The following is a 17,396-nucleotide window of genomic DNA, read 5'->3' as shown; positions in this document are numbered from 1 at the left end:
TCAGGCCTGGTGCCCTGCTGGCGCCCCAGGAGGCTGCGTTTAGCCCGCCGTCACCAGCTTGAGCGTTTCTTCGAGCGAAGCCGGGTCGAACACCGAAGCGCCGACCAGATTGCCGTCGATACGCTTCGTCAAGCCCGCGAGGACCTTGCCCGGACCGCATTCGATCACATGCGCGACGCCTTGCGCAGCCATTGCCTGCACGCTTTCGACCCAGCGCACCGGACCGGCTGCCTGACGCACCAGCGCGTCCTTGATCTTTGCCGGCTCGTTGACCACCGCGACGTCGACGTTGTTGATCACCGGAATCGACGGCACCTGCACGTCGACGCTGGCCAGATACTCGCGCAATTGATCCGACGCGGGCTTCAACAGCGACGAGTGGAACGGCGCCGACACCGGCAGCGGCAACGCGCGCTTGGCGCCCTTCGCCTTCGCAACTTCGCAGGCCTTTTCGACGGCGGCCTTGTGACCCGCGATCACGACTTGCGCCGGCGCGTTGAAATTCACCGCTTCGACGACACCCGCGACCGACGCTTCGGCGCAAACCGCGCGGACCGTATCGTCATCGAGGCCGAGAATCGCGGCCATGCCGCCAACGCCGACCGGCACGGCCGTTTGCATAGCTTGCGCGCGAAAACGCACGAGCGGCACGGCATCGCGAAACGCGATCGCGCCTGCCGCGACCAGCGCGGTGTATTCGCCGAGGCTATGACCGGCGACGATAGCCGGCTTCGGGCCGCCGGCCTGCTGCCACGCGCGGTAAATCGCGTACGCGGCGGTCAGCATGACCGGTTGGGTATTGGTGGTGAGGTTCAGATCTTCGGCGGGGCCTTCGGCGATCAGCTTGCCGAGGTCCTGATTGAGCGCGTCGGACGCTTCCTGAACCGTCTCACGCACGACCGCGTGATCGGCGAATGCGTTAAGCATGCCAACCGACTGCGAACCTTGCCCAGGAAAAACGAACGCAAATTTCATATCGTCCCCAAAATCGATGTTGTCAGATGTGGGTGGCGCGCCCGATTGATGGCAAGCGCGCTCAAGCGTAGCCGAGCGCCGCAAAGAGCGCTCGCCATAACGTCGCCGCTATCAGTAGCGGATAACCGACGCGCCCCAGGTGAAGCCGCCGCCGACGCCTTCGATCAGCACGTTCTGGCCGCGCTTGATGCGGCCGTCGCGCACCGCGACGTCGAATGCGAGCGGAATGGACGCAGCCGACGTATTGCCGTGCTCGCCCACCGTGACGACCATGCGTTCCTGCGGCAAGCCGAGCTTGCGGCAGGTGCTTTGCATGATGCGGATATTGGCCTGATGCGGAATCAGCCAGTCGATCTGCTCGGCCGACAGATTCGCTTTTGCAAGTGCCTCGACCGCGACCTTTTCGAGCACATTGACCGCGAGCTTGAATACAGCCTGGCCGTCCATATGCAGGAACGCGCTGCCTTCGATCACACCGCCGTTCACATTGCCCGGCGTGCAGAGAATGTTCGAATGGCTGCCGTCGGCGTGCAGAGCGCTCGCCAGCACGCCCGGTTCTTCGGACGCCTGCAGGATCACCGCGCCGGCGCCGTCGCCGAACAGCACGCAGGTGGTGCGGTCCTTGAAATCGAGAATGCGCGAGAAGGTTTCCGCGCCGATCACGAGCGCCGTGCGATGCTGGCCGCTACGAATGAAGCTGTCCGCCGTTGCCACCGCATAAGCGAAGCCCGAACAGACGGCCTGCACGTCGAATGCCGCGCCGTGATTCTTGATGCCGAGCTTGTTCTGCAACAGGCACGCCGTGCTCGGAAACACAAAGTCAGGCGTGGAGGTTGCAACGATGATCAGATCGATGGATTGCGGATCGATATCCGCCGCTTCGATCGCGCGTTGCGAGGCGATGAGCGCCAGATCGCTGGTGGTGACATCGGGTTCGGCGAAGTGGCGTGCATGGATGCCCGTGCGGGCAACGATCCATTCGTCGCTCGTCTCGACACCCTGCTTGGCGAGACGTTCGGCCAGATCCTGATTGGTGACGCGCCCGGGCGGCAGGTAGCTGCCGGTGCCCAGCACGCGGGAATAAATTGTCGATTGAGCCATTATGCCTTCGAGGATTGCGCAGCGTAGGGCTCGGCTGGCTGGCCTGCGATCGGGCTTGCGTGGCCCGCACCGCTTGCATCGCGCGCTGCCTGTTCGAGAGAACCTGCATTCTCTTCCATTGCTCGCGCAAGGCGTTCCAGCACGCCGTTTTTGACGGCATCATACCCGCGTTTGATAGCCCACTCAAACGCGTAGGCATCCGCCGAACCGTGGCTTTTGATCACCAGCCCACGCAGGCCCAGCAACGCGGCGCCATTGTATTGCCGATGATCGACGCGCTTCTTGAAGCGCATCAATACCGGCAAGGCGAGCACCGCCATCACCTTGGTGAGCCACGAGCGGCCGAACTCTTCCCTGATGATGTTGGAGAGCATCTGCGCGAGGCCTTCCGACGTCTTCAGCGCGACATTGCCGACAAAACCGTCGCAGACGATCACGTCGACCGTGCCCTTGAAGATGTCGTTGCCTTCAACGTTACCGTGAAAGTTAAGTGTACTCGCGCGCAGCAGTTCGCCGGCGCGTTTGATGGTGTCGTTGCCCTTGATGGCTTCTTCGCCAATGTTGAGCAGGCCGATGGTGGGCCGCTCCTTGCCCTCGAGCGCGGACACGAGCGCGTGCCCCATCTCCGCGAACTGCAGCAGATGCTGCGGCTCGCAATCGACGTTGGCGCCCAGGTCGAGCATCATCGTGTAGCCATTGGGATTGGGCAGTGCCGACGCAATGGCCGGGCGTTCGATGCCCGACAGCGTTTTCAGCACATAGCGCGAGACCGCCATCAGCGCGCCGGTATTGCCGGCGGAAATGCAGGCTTGCGCCTCGTTTTCCTTGACGCGATTGAGCGCCACGCGCATGGATGAGTCTTTTTTCTTGCGCAGCGCGACTTCGACCGGATCGTCCATGGCGACGATCTCGGAAGCAGGTACGACGGTCAGCGCCGGCAGGTCTTGAGCCTTCAACTTCTTCAGCTGCGCACGAATCGCACTTTCAATGCCGACGAGCAGGAGCTCAGCATCAGGATGCGAACGAACGAAGTTGACGGCTGCGGGAACGGTCACGGACGGGCCGTGGTCGCCTCCCATGCAATCTATCGTGAGCTTTACTGTCATGGAGTGCGACGAATTTCAGGCGCCCTGCATGGAACCACAGTAAGCGCTAAAGCGCCAACTGCGATCGACACAAAAAAGCGGCAGATGAATGCCGCCTTTTTGCCGAGCCGGGAAAATGTCAAGCGAGCCGATCGCCACGCGAAACGCCAAGGGGCGCAACGCAGTGAAACGATTAGTCGTTCTTCGTCTTGACGACTTTCTTGCCGCGATAGTAGCCGTTCGGGCTAACGTGGTGACGCAGATGCACTTCGCCCGTGCTCGGTTCCACGGCCAGCGGCGCTGCCGTCAGGAAATCGTGCGAACGGTGCATGCCGCGCTTCGACGGCGACTTCTTATTTTGTTGAACTGCCATGACTAACTCCTAAAAATTTTCCGAATTCTAACACAGCCCGACCCGGTGTCCGCCATTGACCGAATGGCCAATGCGCCCGCTTCGCGCTCCCATGCAACTGTTCAGTGCTTCTTGTCGCCCGGCTCACCGCGCTTGAGACTTTCGAGCGCCGCAAACGGATTGGGCCGCTCAGGCTCACCGCCCTCACCAGCTTCATCCGGCGCAGCCTCGTTGCCCTCGCCTTCTGCTCCAGCCACACCAGAGACAAGGCTCTCGTACACTTCGGGACACACCTCGTGCTTGGGCACGAGCGGCAAGGAAAGCAGCAACTCTTCTTCGATCAAGTCGATGAGATCGAACTGGCGCGAGCCCACGATCACTTCGACTTCATCCTCGTCGAGCGGAAACTCTTCGGCTTCCGCCTCAGTGCTGACGATCCGGTAAGTTGCATCGACATTGAACGCCTGCAGATACGGTGTCATGCACCGCTGACATTCGAGCCATGCAGCACCGTGAATCGCCAGCCTCAGATAAGGCTGTGGACCCTCGGTGCCGTCGTCCTGCAATTCCGGCTGCGTCGCCCCTTCGGCTTGCCAGGTGAACGCGGTATCGCGGTCTGGCGCTTCAACCGGGACTTCGTTTAACATGCGCGGCAGTTGCGAGACGCGCACGACACCCGCGGCCTGACGCCCACTCCGCGCAAATTCGAACAGATCGATATCGTGCGGGTCGGACAGACCAGCAGGGTTGCCAGGATGTTGAGTCATGTGCGCTCCTGCGTCGGCAAGGATTTCGCCGGGGGTAAATCGGTTTGCAAAGCAGTCCGCGGAACTCATGCGCTGCCCCGCGTTGCTCAGTCGGTATTGCTCACTGACCCAAGCGCGCTACCTAAGCAGCGGCCCGCCTGTGCAATAGCATACCGATGAAAAGCCCGAAATCATATCCGTTTTGTCTTTTCGAGTCAAACACTTAAGCCCGTACACGTGCGCCACCCGCACAGCCTCGTACGACCCGCCTCTCTAGCCGTTGGTTGCACATGCCAGATTCCCTCAATCGCCCGCCACGCCTGATCCTGGCGTCGAGTTCACCTTATCGTCGAGAGCTGCTCGAGCGCCTGCGGATTCCGTTCGAAGTCGTCGTGCCGGCAATCGACGAAACGCCGCTCGCCGGCGAAACGCCCGAAGTGACGGCCCTGCGCCTCGCCGAGGCAAAAGCCCGCGCGGCGGCAGCCAGGCTCGGCGCCGGTGAAGCCGCACTCGTGATCGGCTCGGATCAGGTTGCCACTTACGACGGTCTGCAGATCGGCAAGCCCGGCACACATGACAAGGCGCTCGCCCAGTTGCAGGCAATGCGCGACCGCGAAGTGCTGTTTCATAGTGCGCTGTGCCTATTCGACAGCCGTTCGGGGGCGGCGCAAACCGCCGACATCATCACTCGCGTGCAATTCCGTGACCTGCCGGACGCCGCGCTGGACGCCTATCTGCATGCCGAAACGCCCTACGACGTCGCGGGCAGCGCCAAATCCGAAGGCCTCGGCATCGCGCTGCTCGAAGCCATTCACTCGGACGACCCGACCGCGCTGATCGGACTGCCGCTGATTGCACTGTCGCGCATGCTGCTCGCAGTAGGCTATCCACTCCTGGGGGCGCAATGAGCGGCACCTTATATCTGATCCCGAACACACTAGGCGAAGGCGATGCCGACGCCCTCGACGCCGTCCTGCCCGCGCCGGTGCGCGCCCGCGCGGCCTCGCTCAGCTATTACATCGGCGAAAATGCGAAAACCACCCGCGCTTTCCTGAAGAAGGTCGGCACCGAAAAACCGATCCAGGAAATCGAGATTCGCGAACTGAACGTCAACACGCCGGCCGGTGAGATCGACAAACTGCTCGCGCCTTTGCTGGCGGGGACGGATGCCGGCCTAGTTTCCGAAGCCGGTTGCCCGGCGGTCGCCGATCCGGGCGCCCTGCTGGTGCGCCGCGCGCATGAGCGCGGCGTGAAGGTCGTGCCGTTTGTCGGGCCGAGCTCGATTCTGCTGGCGTTGATGGCTTCCGGCCTGAATGGCCAGAGTTTTGCGTTCCACGGCTATCTGCCGGTCGACGCCACTGAACGGGCCAAGCGCCTGCGCGACCTGGAACAGCAGTCGCGCAAAGCCAAACAAACGCAGATCTTTATCGAGACGCCTTATCGGAATAAGCCGCTGCTCGACACCTTGCTGGCGACGTGCGCGCCCTCCACATTGGTCTGCGTCGCCGTCGATCTGACGCTGGAAACGGAAACCATCGCCAGCCGCACTGTGGCCGACTGGAAAAAGAAACCGGCGATCGATCTCCACAAACGGCCGGCAATTTTCCTGATCCTCGCCGTCTGACCGCTGCCGCGGCTCGAACCGATCAGCTTGGCGATCGGTCGCTGTTTACTAACGTCAAAAAGCAAAAAAGCCCCGCGCGATCAGCACTCGATCGCACGGGGCTTTTTCCATATTGAATTACCGCAAGCTCATCTTCCCGCCAAGCGCCATCGCGTGAACGGCGCCACTGCCGACTGCCGCACCGAACTTGCGCGCCACGCGGTCCGTAATGCTCTCCTTGACCGTGTAGTCAACGATATCCGGCGCCTTGAAAAGGTCGCGCGCAACGTAATCCGCGTCGCCGAGACCATCTGCAAGCCCCAGCTCGACGCTCTTCTGCCCCGTCCAGAAGAGGCCCGAGAACATGTCCGGCGTTTCGTGCAGGCGTTTGCCGCGACCTTGACGCACGGCGTCGATGAACTGTGCGTGAATCTGGTCGAGCATATCCTGCGCATGTTCGTCCATCTTCGGCGTTTCCGGTGAGAACGGGTCGAAAAAGCCCTTGTTCTCACCCGAAGTGTGCAGGCGGCGCTGGATCCCCAGCTTGTCCATCAAGCCGGTAAAGCCGAAGCTATCCATCAGCACGCCAATCGAACCGACGATGCTCGCCTTGTCCACGTAAATCTTGTCGGCCGCCGCGGCCGCGTAATAGCCGCCCGACGCGCACATATCGCCAACCACCACATACAACGGGATCGACGGATACTTGGCGCGCAGCCGGCGAATCTCGTTGTAGATAATGCCCGCCTGCACCGGGCTGCCGCCCGGGCTGTTGCAACGCAGGATCACGCCTGCCGTACCCGCATCGTCGAACGCACTTTCCAGCGCGGTGTTGATATCTTCCGCGTTCGCGTTCGTATCAGCGGAGATTTCGCCGTCAAGCGTGATCATGGCCGTATGCCGGCCAGTGGTCGTTACCTTGTCGCCCGAGAAATCGAACGCGCCCCATACCGCCAGCAGCAGGACGATCAGGAACACAAACCGGAAGAAGATCTTCCAGCGCCGTGCCGCGCGTTGCTCGGTGATGGCCGCAAGCGCGATGCGCTCGAGCGCGGCGCGCTCCCAGCCCGGCTCATCGGCAGGCGTGCGGGGGCGGCCTGTCAGGGACGGTTCCTTCGGTTCGGGAGTCAAATTGTCGGACATGCGGTGCAGTGGAAAGATCGAAGAGGCGAAAAATCAGGGGGTGGCCGGGCGCAGTTCGCCGTCCGGCAGCCAGAACACGGCACGGCCTTCAGGTGTATCCCGCTCATCAACCTGGACGGGGCGCAAGCGGCCGCCACGGCACGGGCCGCCGACGCATTTGCCCGTATCTGGCGCGTAAATCGCGCCATGTGTGGCGCACATCAAGTATAAACCGGACGATTCGAAGAACTGCCCTTCGGCCCAGTCGAGCTCCATGGGCACGTGGGCGCAGCGATTCAAATAGCCGTATGCACGGCCATCATAGCGAACAAAAAATACCACGACGTCGCCACCACCGAGCCTGGCCGCGCGCCGTACACCAGCGCCGCCATCGACCAGTTCTTCGGACGCGCAAATGCGAACCGCTTCCGTCGCCGCCTCGGTTATACCCGTACTCATGCGTTCTCTCGCAGCCAACCGGACAGGTCGGTCACGCTCGAGGCGACAAATTTCGGCGACAAAGCCGTCAACGAGCCGGCAGGATGCGCGCCGTATGTGACACCAATGCCCGCGACGCCCGCATTGATCGCCATTTGCAGATCGTGCGTCGTATCCCCCACCATCACCGTGCGCGCCGGATCCTGCCCCAGTTCACGCGTAAGCTCGTGCAGCATCGCGGGATGCGGCTTCGAGAAGGTTTCGTCCGCACAGCGAGTGCCGTCGAACAGGCTCGTCAGACGCGACTGGTCGAGCGCGCGATTCAGCCCGACGCGGCTCTTGCCGGTCGCCACCGCCAGCAGATAACCCAGATCGCGCAATTCTTGCAGCATCTCGCGCACGCCGACGAACAGCTCGGTGGTCTGATCCTTCACTAAATAGTGGAAGCGATAGCGCTCCGCCAGACGCGGGTAGTCGGACGGATCGAGCGTAGGCGCGGCGATTTGCAGCGCGTCGCGCAGGCCGAGGCCGATCACATAGCTGGCGGCCTCATCGGCGGGAACCGGCAGACCGAGATCGCGGCACGCCGACTGGATGCTGCGCGTGATGTGCGCGGTCGAATCCATCAGCGTTCCGTCCCAGTCGAAGACGATCAGATCAAATTGCTCTCTAGCCATGCGGTGTCGTCTCCGGGTTTGACCCATTTTGTGATTCACGTAATTCATTGAGCTGCGCCACGAAACTGCGGCATTCGGCCGGCAGCGGCGCCTCGAACTGCACGGGCGCGCCGGTCGCCGGATGCGTCAGCTTAAGGCGGTATGCGTGCAGGAACATGCGTTTCAGGCCAGGCTTGGCGTTGGCGCGCGCCAGCGCCTTGTTCAGCGCAAAGTCGCCGTATTTGGCATCGCCGACGATCGGCAGTTCCAGATGCTGCAAATGGACGCGGATCTGATGCGTGCGGCCGGTCTTCAGTTCCGCCTCGAGCAGCGCGTACCCCGGCCAGCGGTCGATCAGATTGAAAACCGTGTGCGACGCGAGGCCGTCGGCCTGGACACGCACGCGTCGCTCGCCGTCCGCAGTCAAATACTTATGCAGCGGCTCCTTGACCGCGCGGCGGCGGCCCCAGTCGCTCGCCCATTCGCCGTGGACGCACGCATAGTAGCGCTTATCCATCTTGTTCTCGCGAATCTGCTCGTGCAGATTGACCAGCGCGGAGCGCTTCTTGGCGAGCATCAGGATGCCGGAGGTCTCACGGTCCAGCCGATGCACCAATTCGAGGAATTTCGCCTGGGGCCGCGCTTCGCGCATCTGTTCGATCACGCCGAACGCCACGCCGCTACCCCCGTGGACCGCCACGCCGGCCGGTTTATCGAGCACGAGCATGTGCTCGTCTTCAAAAATAATTTTGAAATCGGCGTTCGGCACTGGCACCTGGGCAATCGCTTCGTTCGGTTGAGCGACGCGAATGGGCGGCACGCGCACCAGATCGCCCAGCTCGAGGCGGTACTGCGCGTCTATCCGACCCTTATTCACACGCACCTCGCCGCTACGCAGGATGCGGTAAATATGGCTTTTGGGCACGCCCTTACAGACGCGCAACAGGAAGTTATCAATGCGCTGTCCGGCCGCACTGTCATCGATCTCGATCATCGAGACCTGGTCGCTTGCGACCGATTTCTGGGATATTTTGCCTAACTCTTTCATTATGAATATAATTTGCCCAGCAGTCTGCGGCGGCCGGCGCAGTGTCCGGAATTCGGGCGGATTGCGCAGGTGCAAGCGATAAACCGTTATTTTACTTGCGCCGGGGTCTGGTTGCTCACCCTGAAAATGAGATGCAACATGTTGCACGCACGAAGTCAGTGCCCGGCAGGGACGGCGCCCACAGGCGCGTTCGGTCAAGGTCGGCTTCGACGGTAACGGAATTTTGGTAAAAAAGAATTTAACTTTCAGCTTCGGTATCGGGCGGTCTGACGCCCTGCTGTAGGAAGCTGCGAGTTGCGAAAATACGGCGTGCGCCCGAGGCGTCTTGTAGAAAATACAAGACATGGCGACGTCAAAATGAGGCGAGACACCCCCAGCGAGAAAAGACGCGCCGACTGCGCGAACTTCCCGCTGCGGCATGACCGCAGCCTCCGGCCCTCCGGTCACGCGCCCAGTTGGCGCACCGGCGCGAGTGGACGAAAGGCTTATGAAGGTCTGCTGGCAGAACCCGCGGCGTGTCGGGTCGTTATTTGAAGCCGTGTTCGCATGTGCCCTGCGGCACCGCGCCCATTTTTCAATGGGGCCGGGCCCTCTCAGGCAATTCTCCCGCCATTTTTCCCGCTCCAGCGTGCTTGTGAAAACACAATAAGGCGCGGCATGCCGCTGCCCTCGTGGCTCTCGCGACTGACAACCGCGCAGCTGAGGGCTAGCTAAGCCGCCTGGAGCCGTTCAATGAAACGAATGTTGTTCAACGCGACGCAGCAGGAAGAACTGCGCGTCGCCATCGTCGATGGGCAAAAACTCATCGATATCGACATCGAAACCGCCGGCCGCGAACAGCGCAAAGGCAATATTTACAAGGGCATCATCACCCGCATCGAGCCGTCGCTCGAAGCCTGTTTCGTCAACTACGGCGAAGACCGCCACGGCTTTTTGCCGTTCAAGGAAGTCGCCCGCCAGTATTTCCGTGACGGCGTCGACATGCGCTCCGCGCGCATTCAGGACGCCCTCCGTGAAGGCCAGGAACTGATCGTTCAGGTCGAAAAGGAAGAACGCGGCAACAAGGGCGCGGCCCTCACCACCTTCATCTCGCTCGCCGGCCGGTATCTGGTTCTGATGCCGAACAACCCGCGCGGCGGTGGCGTATCGCGCCGGATCGAAGGCGACGACCGCCAGGAACTGCGCGAAACCATGGCGCAACTGCAATTGCCGGAAGGCATGAGCATCATCGCGCGTACGGCCGGTATTGGCCGCTCCGCCGAAGAGCTGCAGTGGGACCTGAACTACCTGATGCAACTGTGGCGCGCCATCGAAGCCGCGTCGCAAAGCGGTTCGAGCGGCCAGCCGATGCTGATTTATCTCGAATCGAGCCTCGTTATTCGCGCGATTCGTGACTATTTCCAGCCGGATATCGGCGAAATTCTGATCGACACCACCGAAATCCATGACCAGGCTCGCGCCTTCATGGATATCGTGATGCCGGATAATGTCAGCAAGGTGAAGCGGTATCACGACGACGTGCCGCTTTTCTCGCGCTTCCAGATCGAACACCAGATCGAAACCGCGTATTCGCGCACGGTCCCGCTGCCTTCGGGCGGCGCCATCGTGATCGACCACACGGAAGCGCTAGTCGCAATCGACGTGAACTCGGCACGCGCCACCAAGGGCGCCGACATCGAGGAAACGGCGGCACGCACCAACCTCGAAGCCGCCGACGAAGTGGCCCGCCAGTTGCGCCTGCGCGACCTGGGCGGCCTGATCGTGATCGACTTCATCGACATGGAATCGGCCAAGAGCCAGCGCGAAGTCGAGCAACGCCTGAAAGACGCGCTGAAGCACGACCGTGCACGCGTCCAGATGGGCAAGATCTCGCGTTTCGGCCTGATGGAACTGTCGCGTCAACGTCTGCGCCCGGCTCTGTCGGAAGGCAGCCATGTGACGTGCCCGCGCTGTAATGGCACGGGCCACATCCGCGATACCGAATCGTCCGCGCTGCAAGTGCTGCGGATCATTCAGGAAGAAGCGATGAAGGAAAACACCGCGGCGATCCATTGCCAGGTGCCGGTCGAAGTGACCGCCTTCCTGTTGAACGAAAAGCGCGCCGAAATCAACAAGATCGAATCGCGTTTCAAGGTCAACGTCGTTCTGATCCCGAACAAGCATCTCGACACGCCGCATTACAAGCTCGAGCGCCTGCGTCACGACGATGCGCGCCTCGACGAGCCGCGCGCTTCGTGGAAGATGGCCGAAGAAGCGGCCCGTGAACTGGAATCGGAAACCGGTTACAGCAAGCGCGCCGAGGAAGTGAAGCCGAAGCAGGAAGCCGCGGTCAAGGGCATCACGCCTGAGAAGCCGGCCCCGAGCGCGCCGGTCCGTCCGGCAGTAACCCCGGCACCGGTGGCCGTCACTCCGGCCGGCGGCGGCTTTATTGGCTGGTTGAAGAATCTGTTCGGCATGCAGCCGGCCGCGCCGGCGCCTGTCGCACCGGCTACGACCGAAAAGCAGACGCGTCCGCAACGCGGCGAACGCACGGAGCGCGGTGAGCGCACCGGCGAACGCGGCGGCGATCGCAACCGCAACCGCCGTAGCGGCGCAGGCGGCCGCGATGCAACGGGCCGTGGCGAAGGCGCGACCGGCGGCCGTCAGGCTCAGGGTCAGCAACCGTCGCAGCGTCGCGAGGAACGCGAACCGCGTGAAGCACGCGAAGGTCGTGAGCCGCGTGAAGCACGTGAATCGCGCGAGCCGCGCGCTAACCGTGAGCAGCGTGAACCGCGTGAGACCCGTGAAGGCCGCGAACCGCGCGAGGCTCGTGAGCCGCGTGAAGGTCGCGAGGGCCGTGACCGCGACAATCGCGGCAGCGATCGTGCGGAAACCGTCGAGGGCGCACCGCGCGCCGAACGTGGTGAACGCCAGGAACGTGGTGAACGCCAGGAACGCGGCGAACGCCGTGAGCGTGGCGAGCGCGCTGAACGTGGCGAACGCCGCAAGCAGCAGCCGGAAGCCGCAGATGCACTGACGCAGAGCGACGCGCAAACGGCGGAAGAGCTGGCGCAAAACCAGACCGCCCTGGGCGAAAACGGTATGCCGGTCGATCAGGAAGCGGTGGCGCGTGAAGGTGAAGAGCGCCGTCGTCGCCGTCGCGGCCGTCGTGGTGGTCGTCGTGAGCGTGAAGAAGACGTGAACGGCAACCTGGCTGCGGACGTTGCGGAAGGTGAAGGCGACAACATCAATGTGACCGATGACGCACCGGTGCGCACCGCGCACCAAGCGGTCGAGCACAAGGCTGAAGTCAACGAAGCGGCTGCAGTCAAGCCGGTGGAAGTGGTTGTTGCTGCTGTCGCGACGGAAACCGTTGTGGTCAGCGAACTGCACGCTGTAACCGAAACGCCGGCGCTGGCCGCCGAGCAGGCTGCGAAGACGGAAACGGTTGTGCCGGTCGCAGAAGCGCCGGTTGCACCGGTTGCGGTCGAGCAGGCCGTGGAAGCGCCGGTGGCGCAAGCCGTTGCCGCGCCGGTTGAAGCCGCGCAAGCTGCGCCGGCTGCCAGCGAGACGGTTTCGCTCGCCGAACCGGTCGCCCGCTTTGAAGCTCCGGTTGAAACTCGGGTCGAAGCGCCGGCAGTTGCTCCGGTAGTTGAAGCGCAAGCCGCACCGGCTCCGGTGGAAACGGTGGCTCCGGCAGCAGTGGTCGAAGCGCCGGCCGCCCAGCCGGCACGGCAAGCCGATATCTTCGAAGCGCAACCGGTCGCGGCAGGGGTCGCACCGGCAGTTGAAGCGGTCGTTGAACCGGCAGCAATTGAGCCGACGCCCGTTGCAGTTGCTGCGCCGCAAGCGCCACGTAATGCCGGTGTGTCGGCTGAAGCCCTGAAGCCGGTGCTGGAACAAGCCGGTCTCGTCTGGGTGAACACCGACGCCGACAAGCTGCGGGCCGCGCAGGAAGCGGCTGCGCAAGCGGCCAAGCCGGTTCGCGTAGGTCGCGAGCGTAAGGCATTGCCGCCGGTCGAAACCGCGCCGATGCAAATGGTGGAAACCGGTAAGCATCCGCAGTAAGCGAACCGCCGCCAGGCAAAAAGCCCGCCCTCACCGGCGGGCTTTTTGTTTTATGGGCGCCGCGGCCCCGTCCGATTACGGGCTTTATGCCCCTCCCCGTATACCCGGACGGCGTCCTGGCGCCGGCAGCCGCCGGATGCATTTCCGCTAGAATGAATATCTAGGTTCCAATCGCAGCACCGGTCGCAGCACCAGGCCCGGCACTTAAGCAGCCCGAAACGAAGCATCAAGCGAAGCAATTCATGTCCCGACGCATCATCCCTGTTGCCGATCTCAGCGCGGTGCCGGTCATTACCGGCCCCGTGCAGGCGCCCAGCGGCGCGCTGCACGACACGCTGGCGCGCCCGCTGCGCGATCTGCGCATCTCGGTGACGGATCGCTGCAATTTCCGCTGTGTCTACTGCATGCCGCGCGCGGTGTTCGACAAGGATTACGCCTTCCTGCCACATAGCGCACTGCTCAGCTTCGAAGAAATCGAACGGCTGGCGCGGCTCTTCGTCGCGCACGGCGTCGAGAAAATCCGTCTTACGGGTGGCGAGCCGCTGCTGCGCAAAAATCTGGAATTCCTGATCGAACGGCTCGCGCAACTCGCCACGCCGGAAGGCCGCCCGCTCGATCTGACGTTGACCACCAACGGCTCGCTGTTGGAGCGTAAGGCGCGCAGCCTGAAAGACGCCGGCCTGACCCGCGTGACGGTGAGTCTCGACGCGCTTGACGACACCCTGTTTCGCCGCATGAACGACGCCGACTTCGCGGTCGCCGACGTGCTGGACGGGATCGCCGCGGCGCACGCGGTGGGACTCGCGCCGGTGAAAGTCAACATGGTCGTCAAACGTGGCACCAACGACGGCGAAATCGTGCCGATGGCGCGGCATTTCAAAGGCTCGGGCGCGGTGTTGCGCTTTATCGAATACATGGACGTGGGCACGTCGAACGGCTGGAACATGACCGAGGTATTACCTTCCGCCGACGTCGTGACGCGCATCGCCGAGCATTTCCCGCTCATGCCGCTCGAAGCGCACAGCGCAGCCGAAACCGCCCAGCGCTGGGGTTACGTGGATGGCGGTGGCGAAATCGGCGTGATTTCGAGCGTGACGCGCGCGTTTTGCGGCAGTTGTACGCGAGCGCGTCTGTCGACCGAGGGCAAGCTGTATCTGTGCCTGTTCGCCTCGTCCGGTCACGATCTGCGTGGGCTGCTGCGCAGCGGTGCGAGCGATGCCGATATCGCCACCGCCGTCGCCGAAATCTGGCAAGGCCGCGGCGACCGTTATTCACAATTGCGCGGCAGCAATGCAGCCGCACCGCGCGCGCAGGACGCCCGCCGCGTGGAAATGTCGTACATCGGCGGCTAAACCGGCCGCGCCCATGAACCCGGCTCGCGAACACATCACCGGTCTGGTCCTCGCGGGCGGACGCGGCGTGCGTATGGGCGGCGTCGACAAGGGCCTGCAAACGCTGCACGGCGAGCCGCTCGCCGCTCACGTGCTGAAGCGGCTCGCACCGCAAACCGGCGCCCTCCTGATCAGCGCCAATCGTCACCCTGAGGTCTATACGGCGCTGGGCGCGCCGTTCGGCGCCAAGGTGCTTGCGGACACCCTGCCCGGCTTCCCCGGACCGCTGGCGGGCCTGCTCGCCGGTCTACGCGCGGCCGGCACCGCGTACGTGCTAAGCGCGCCCTGCGACACGCCCGGGCTGCCCGCCGATCTCGCCGCCCATCTCACGCAGGCACTGAGCTCGCATCAGGCCGACATCGCCACCGTCACGACCACGAACGCCGAAGGCCACGTCTCGCTCCATCCCGTGTTCGCATTGCTGCGCACGAGTCTCGCCGACGACCTGGCGGCCTTTCTCGACGCCGGCGAGCGTAAGGTTCGCGCGTGGTACGCGCGCCACAAGACGGTCGAAGTCGCCTTTACCGACGAGCGCGCGTTTTACAATATCAATTCGTTACAAGAACTCGCCGACCTCGAGCGTTGCTGAGGCCCCGGTTGAAATCCCGCTCCGGCCGCACGGCAACAGCCGCTTCCGCCGCCGATCGCGACGTCCAGCCCTTCATGACCACGCTTAACGAATTTTCCAGCTGCGTCGCGCAGTACGATCCTCATGCGCTACCTGTTTCGGCCGCCCAGGCGATCGTCCGTCAATGGGCAACGCCCGTCACGGCGGTCGAACGCGTGCCCTTGCGCGATGCGCTCGGCCGCGTGCTCGCAGCCGATATCGTTTCGCCGATCAACGTCCCGTCGCACGACAATTCGGCCATGGACGGCTACGCGTTCAATAGCGCGGCATTGGCAACGAGTGAATCCACGGTCAATTTGACGATCGCCGGCAAAGCGCTGGCGGGTCATCCGTTCCAGGGCCACGTCGACACGACGCAATGCGTACGCGTCATGACGGGTGCCTGCATGCCGGCTGACTGCGACACCGTCGTGCCGCAGGAGCTTGTCGAGCGCAGCGCCGATTCCACCTCGATCCGTTTTGCCGCCAACGCCTTGCGGGGCGGCGCCAACCGGCGGCTCGCCGGCGAAGACCTCGCCCGCGGCCATGCCGCGCTACGCGCCGGCCGCATCATGCGCGCGTCGGACCTCGGCTTGCTGGCTTCGCTTGGCATCGGCGAAGTCAACGTGCGGCGGCGCCTGCGCGTCGCGTTTTTCTCAACCGGCGACGAATTGCGCTCGCTGGGCGAGCCGCTCGACCCGGGTTCGGTGTACGACAGCAACCGCTACACGCTGTTTGCGATGCTTCGGCGCCTGAACATGGATACGCTCGATCTGGGCGTGGTGCGCGACGAACCCGCGGCGCTCGAGGCTGCATTGCGCAGCGCCGCAGCCAGCGCCGACGTGGTGTTGACGTCGGGCGGCGTCTCGGTCGGCGAGGCGGATTTCACCAAGCAATTGCTGCAGACGTTCGGCGACGTCGCCTTCTGGAGTCTCGCGATGCGTCCGGGCCGGCCGCTCGCTTTTGGCCGCGTCTGGTCCGGCGCGCATCCGGGTCTCGGGCTACCCGCGTTATTCTTCGGCTTGCCGGGCAATCCCGTGGCCGTGATGGTGACGTTCTACCAGATCGTGCGCGAAGCGCTGCTGCTGATGTCCGGCGCTACGCCGCAGCCGCTGCCGGTCTTGCGCGCCGCCAGCCGCCAGGCCATCCGCAAGCGCGCCGGCCGCACCGAATACCAGCGCGGCGTCGCCGGGCAAGATGCGCACGGCCAATGGCATGTCACGCCGACCGGCTCTCAAAGCTCCGGCGTGCTGAGTTCGATGAGCGAAGCAAATTGTTTCATCGTTCTCGGGCACGATGAAGCCGATATTGGCGAGGGCGAGCACGTCGATATCATGTTGTTCGACGGCCTGATCTGACGCCTGACTGAACGCTTTCGCGGCGGCGTTTTGCGGCCGCGCTTTCAGCCTCATTTGCACGCTTTACCCATTACCACTACGACACACGGGTTTGACTTACATGAAAAAACAGATCTCGTTCATTGCACCGGGACAGACGGCCAAAGCGCTTATCCTCGTGTACCTGACATTCTCGGTGCCGATCGTGCTGCTCGGCGTGCTGGTGGCGTTCATCCGCTATGGCTCGGTCGAACTGAGCACCGTGTTCAGTGCGCTGCTGCTGAACGCGATTCTCGGCTTCATCCTGCTGTGGATTGCGTGCCACGCCTACAACTGGGTGGCGTCGCGCTTTGGCGGTATCGAAATCCAACTGACCGACGCGCCGGAAGAAGCGTAATGCCCGCCACGATCCGCGCCGCGACGCCTGCGGATACGGGCGCTATCTTCGCGCTGACGTACGAACTGGCCGAATTCGAGAGCCTCACGCACGTATTCGTCGCGACCGAAGACGGATTGCGCGACGCCCTGTTCGGCGCGCGGCCCTCGATCGAAGCACTGGTGGCGGAAAACGAAGGACGCATCGTCGGCTATGCGCTGTTCTTCCACAATTACTCGAGCTTCGCCGGCAAGCGCGGACTATATCTCGAAGATGTCTACGTGCAACCGGGTCAGCGCGGTAGCGGGCTAGGCGCCGCGATGCTCGCGAGGCTGGCGGCACTGGCAGTCGAGCGGCAATGCGGACGCTTTGAATGGACCGTGCTCGACTGGAACAAGCAGGCCATTAGCTTCTACGAAAAATTGGGCGCGACAGTGATGCCGGATTGGCGCGTCGTGCGTCTGACGGGCGACGCGCTGGAACAGTTGGCCGCCGCAGCCGCTTCCTGAGTT

General features: G+C 63.3%; 17 protein-coding genes. 8 read left to right on the top strand and 9 right to left on the bottom strand.

Annotated features, from left to right (window positions below):
• Positions 1 to 39: 39 nt before the first annotated feature.
• From fabD to M0D66_RS06600, 5 genes are all read right to left on the bottom strand, one after another.
• On the bottom strand, positions 40 to 975 hold the full coding sequence (gene fabD / locus M0D66_RS06620) for an ACP S-malonyltransferase (protein ID WP_266209557.1): 936 nt from the start codon (positions 973 to 975) through the stop codon (positions 40 to 42).
• A gap of 111 nt (positions 976 to 1,086) precedes the next feature.
• The gene (locus M0D66_RS06615) at positions 1,087 to 2,076 is read right to left on the bottom strand and encodes a beta-ketoacyl-ACP synthase III (protein WP_093640482.1); all 990 of its coding nucleotides are present in this window, start codon (positions 2,074 to 2,076) and stop codon (positions 1,087 to 1,089) included.
• Positions 2,076 to 3,182 (bottom strand): phosphate acyltransferase PlsX, encoded by a 1,107-nt coding sequence (gene plsX / locus M0D66_RS06610; RefSeq protein WP_266209556.1) that lies wholly within the window; start codon positions 3,180 to 3,182, stop codon positions 2,076 to 2,078. Before plsX ends, M0D66_RS06615 begins: the two co-directional genes overlap by 1 nt.
• Before the next feature lie 172 nt (positions 3,183 to 3,354).
• Positions 3,355 to 3,534, bottom strand: a complete 180-nt coding sequence (rpmF, locus tag M0D66_RS06605) for a 50S ribosomal protein L32 (protein ID WP_006051932.1) — start codon at positions 3,532 to 3,534, stop codon at positions 3,355 to 3,357.
• Between the two features lie 101 nt (positions 3,535 to 3,635).
• On the bottom strand, positions 3,636 to 4,280 hold the full coding sequence (locus M0D66_RS06600; RefSeq protein WP_266209555.1) for a DUF177 domain-containing protein: 645 nt from the start codon (positions 4,278 to 4,280) through the stop codon (positions 3,636 to 3,638).
• Between the two features lie 269 nt (positions 4,281 to 4,549).
• Here M0D66_RS06600 and M0D66_RS06595 point away from each other — a divergent pair, with 269 nt between their 5' ends.
• Both M0D66_RS06595 and M0D66_RS06590 read left to right on the top strand, forming a co-directional pair.
• Positions 4,550 to 5,167, top strand: a complete 618-nt coding sequence (locus tag M0D66_RS06595) for a Maf-like protein (RefSeq protein ID WP_266209554.1) — start codon at positions 4,550 to 4,552, stop codon at positions 5,165 to 5,167.
• Entirely contained in the window at positions 5,164 to 5,883 is a 720-nt protein-coding gene (locus M0D66_RS06590; RefSeq protein WP_200618368.1) for an SAM-dependent methyltransferase, read from the top strand. Before M0D66_RS06595 ends, M0D66_RS06590 begins: the two co-directional genes overlap by 4 nt.
• 117 nt (positions 5,884 to 6,000) lie before the next feature.
• On the opposite strand, the gene M0D66_RS06585 is transcribed toward M0D66_RS06590, so the two are convergent.
• The 4 genes from M0D66_RS06585 to M0D66_RS06570 are packed head-to-tail and all read right to left on the bottom strand — an operon-like array spanning position 6,001 to position 9,126.
• A complete protein-coding gene (locus tag M0D66_RS06585; protein WP_200652966.1) occupies positions 6,001 to 7,005 on the bottom strand; it encodes a S49 family peptidase in 1,005 nt (334 codons plus the stop codon).
• A gap of 33 nt (positions 7,006 to 7,038) precedes the next feature.
• Complete coding sequence (locus tag M0D66_RS06580) at positions 7,039 to 7,443, bottom strand: Rieske 2Fe-2S domain-containing protein (protein ID WP_200618367.1); 405 nt, start codon at positions 7,441 to 7,443, stop codon at positions 7,039 to 7,041.
• A complete protein-coding gene (locus M0D66_RS06575) occupies positions 7,440 to 8,099 on the bottom strand; it encodes an HAD-IA family hydrolase (RefSeq protein ID WP_200618366.1) in 660 nt (219 codons plus the stop codon). The genes M0D66_RS06580 and M0D66_RS06575 overlap by 4 nt, the downstream gene beginning before the upstream one ends.
• Positions 8,092 to 9,126: an RluA family pseudouridine synthase gene (locus M0D66_RS06570; protein WP_266210427.1), complete on the bottom strand. Its 1,035-nt coding sequence runs from the start codon at positions 9,124 to 9,126 to the stop codon at positions 8,092 to 8,094. The genes M0D66_RS06575 and M0D66_RS06570 overlap by 8 nt, the downstream gene beginning before the upstream one ends.
• A 732-nt stretch (positions 9,127 to 9,858) precedes the next feature.
• Here M0D66_RS06570 and M0D66_RS06565 point away from each other — a divergent pair.
• The 6 genes from M0D66_RS06565 (at position 9,859) to M0D66_RS06540 (ending at position 17,393) form a co-directional block, all read left to right on the top strand.
• The gene (locus M0D66_RS06565; protein WP_266209553.1) at positions 9,859 to 13,173 is read left to right on the top strand and encodes an Rne/Rng family ribonuclease; all 3,315 of its coding nucleotides are present in this window, start codon (positions 9,859 to 9,861) and stop codon (positions 13,171 to 13,173) included.
• A 242-nt stretch (positions 13,174 to 13,415) separates the two neighbouring features.
• Positions 13,416 to 14,525 (top strand): GTP 3',8-cyclase MoaA, encoded by a 1,110-nt coding sequence (moaA, locus tag M0D66_RS06560; RefSeq protein WP_093640512.1) that lies wholly within the window; start codon positions 13,416 to 13,418, stop codon positions 14,523 to 14,525.
• 13 nt (positions 14,526 to 14,538) lie between these two features.
• The gene (gene mobA, locus M0D66_RS06555; RefSeq protein WP_093640515.1) at positions 14,539 to 15,153 is read left to right on the top strand and encodes a molybdenum cofactor guanylyltransferase MobA; all 615 of its coding nucleotides are present in this window, start codon (positions 14,539 to 14,541) and stop codon (positions 15,151 to 15,153) included.
• 74 nt (positions 15,154 to 15,227) lie between these two features.
• Positions 15,228 to 16,529, top strand: coding sequence for a gephyrin-like molybdotransferase Glp (glp, locus tag M0D66_RS06550; RefSeq protein WP_266209552.1), 1,302 nt, complete (start codon positions 15,228 to 15,230; stop codon positions 16,527 to 16,529).
• A gap of 100 nt (positions 16,530 to 16,629) precedes the next feature.
• Positions 16,630 to 16,905 carry a hypothetical protein gene (locus M0D66_RS06545; RefSeq protein WP_054036190.1) on the top strand — a complete coding sequence of 92 codons (276 nt, stop codon included), beginning with the start codon at positions 16,630 to 16,632 and terminating at the stop codon, positions 16,903 to 16,905.
• On the top strand, positions 16,905 to 17,393 hold the full coding sequence (locus tag M0D66_RS06540) for a GNAT family N-acetyltransferase (RefSeq protein ID WP_175051062.1): 489 nt from the start codon (positions 16,905 to 16,907) through the stop codon (positions 17,391 to 17,393). Before M0D66_RS06545 ends, M0D66_RS06540 begins: the two co-directional genes overlap by 1 nt.
• Positions 17,394 to 17,396 lie beyond the last annotated feature (3 nt).

It is taken from the genome of Paraburkholderia sp. SECH2 (genome assembly GCF_030464795.1).
Classification (GTDB): domain Bacteria; phylum Pseudomonadota; class Gammaproteobacteria; order Burkholderiales; family Burkholderiaceae; genus Paraburkholderia; species Paraburkholderia aspalathi.
This window is presented reverse-complemented; position numbering and strand designations above follow the sequence as displayed.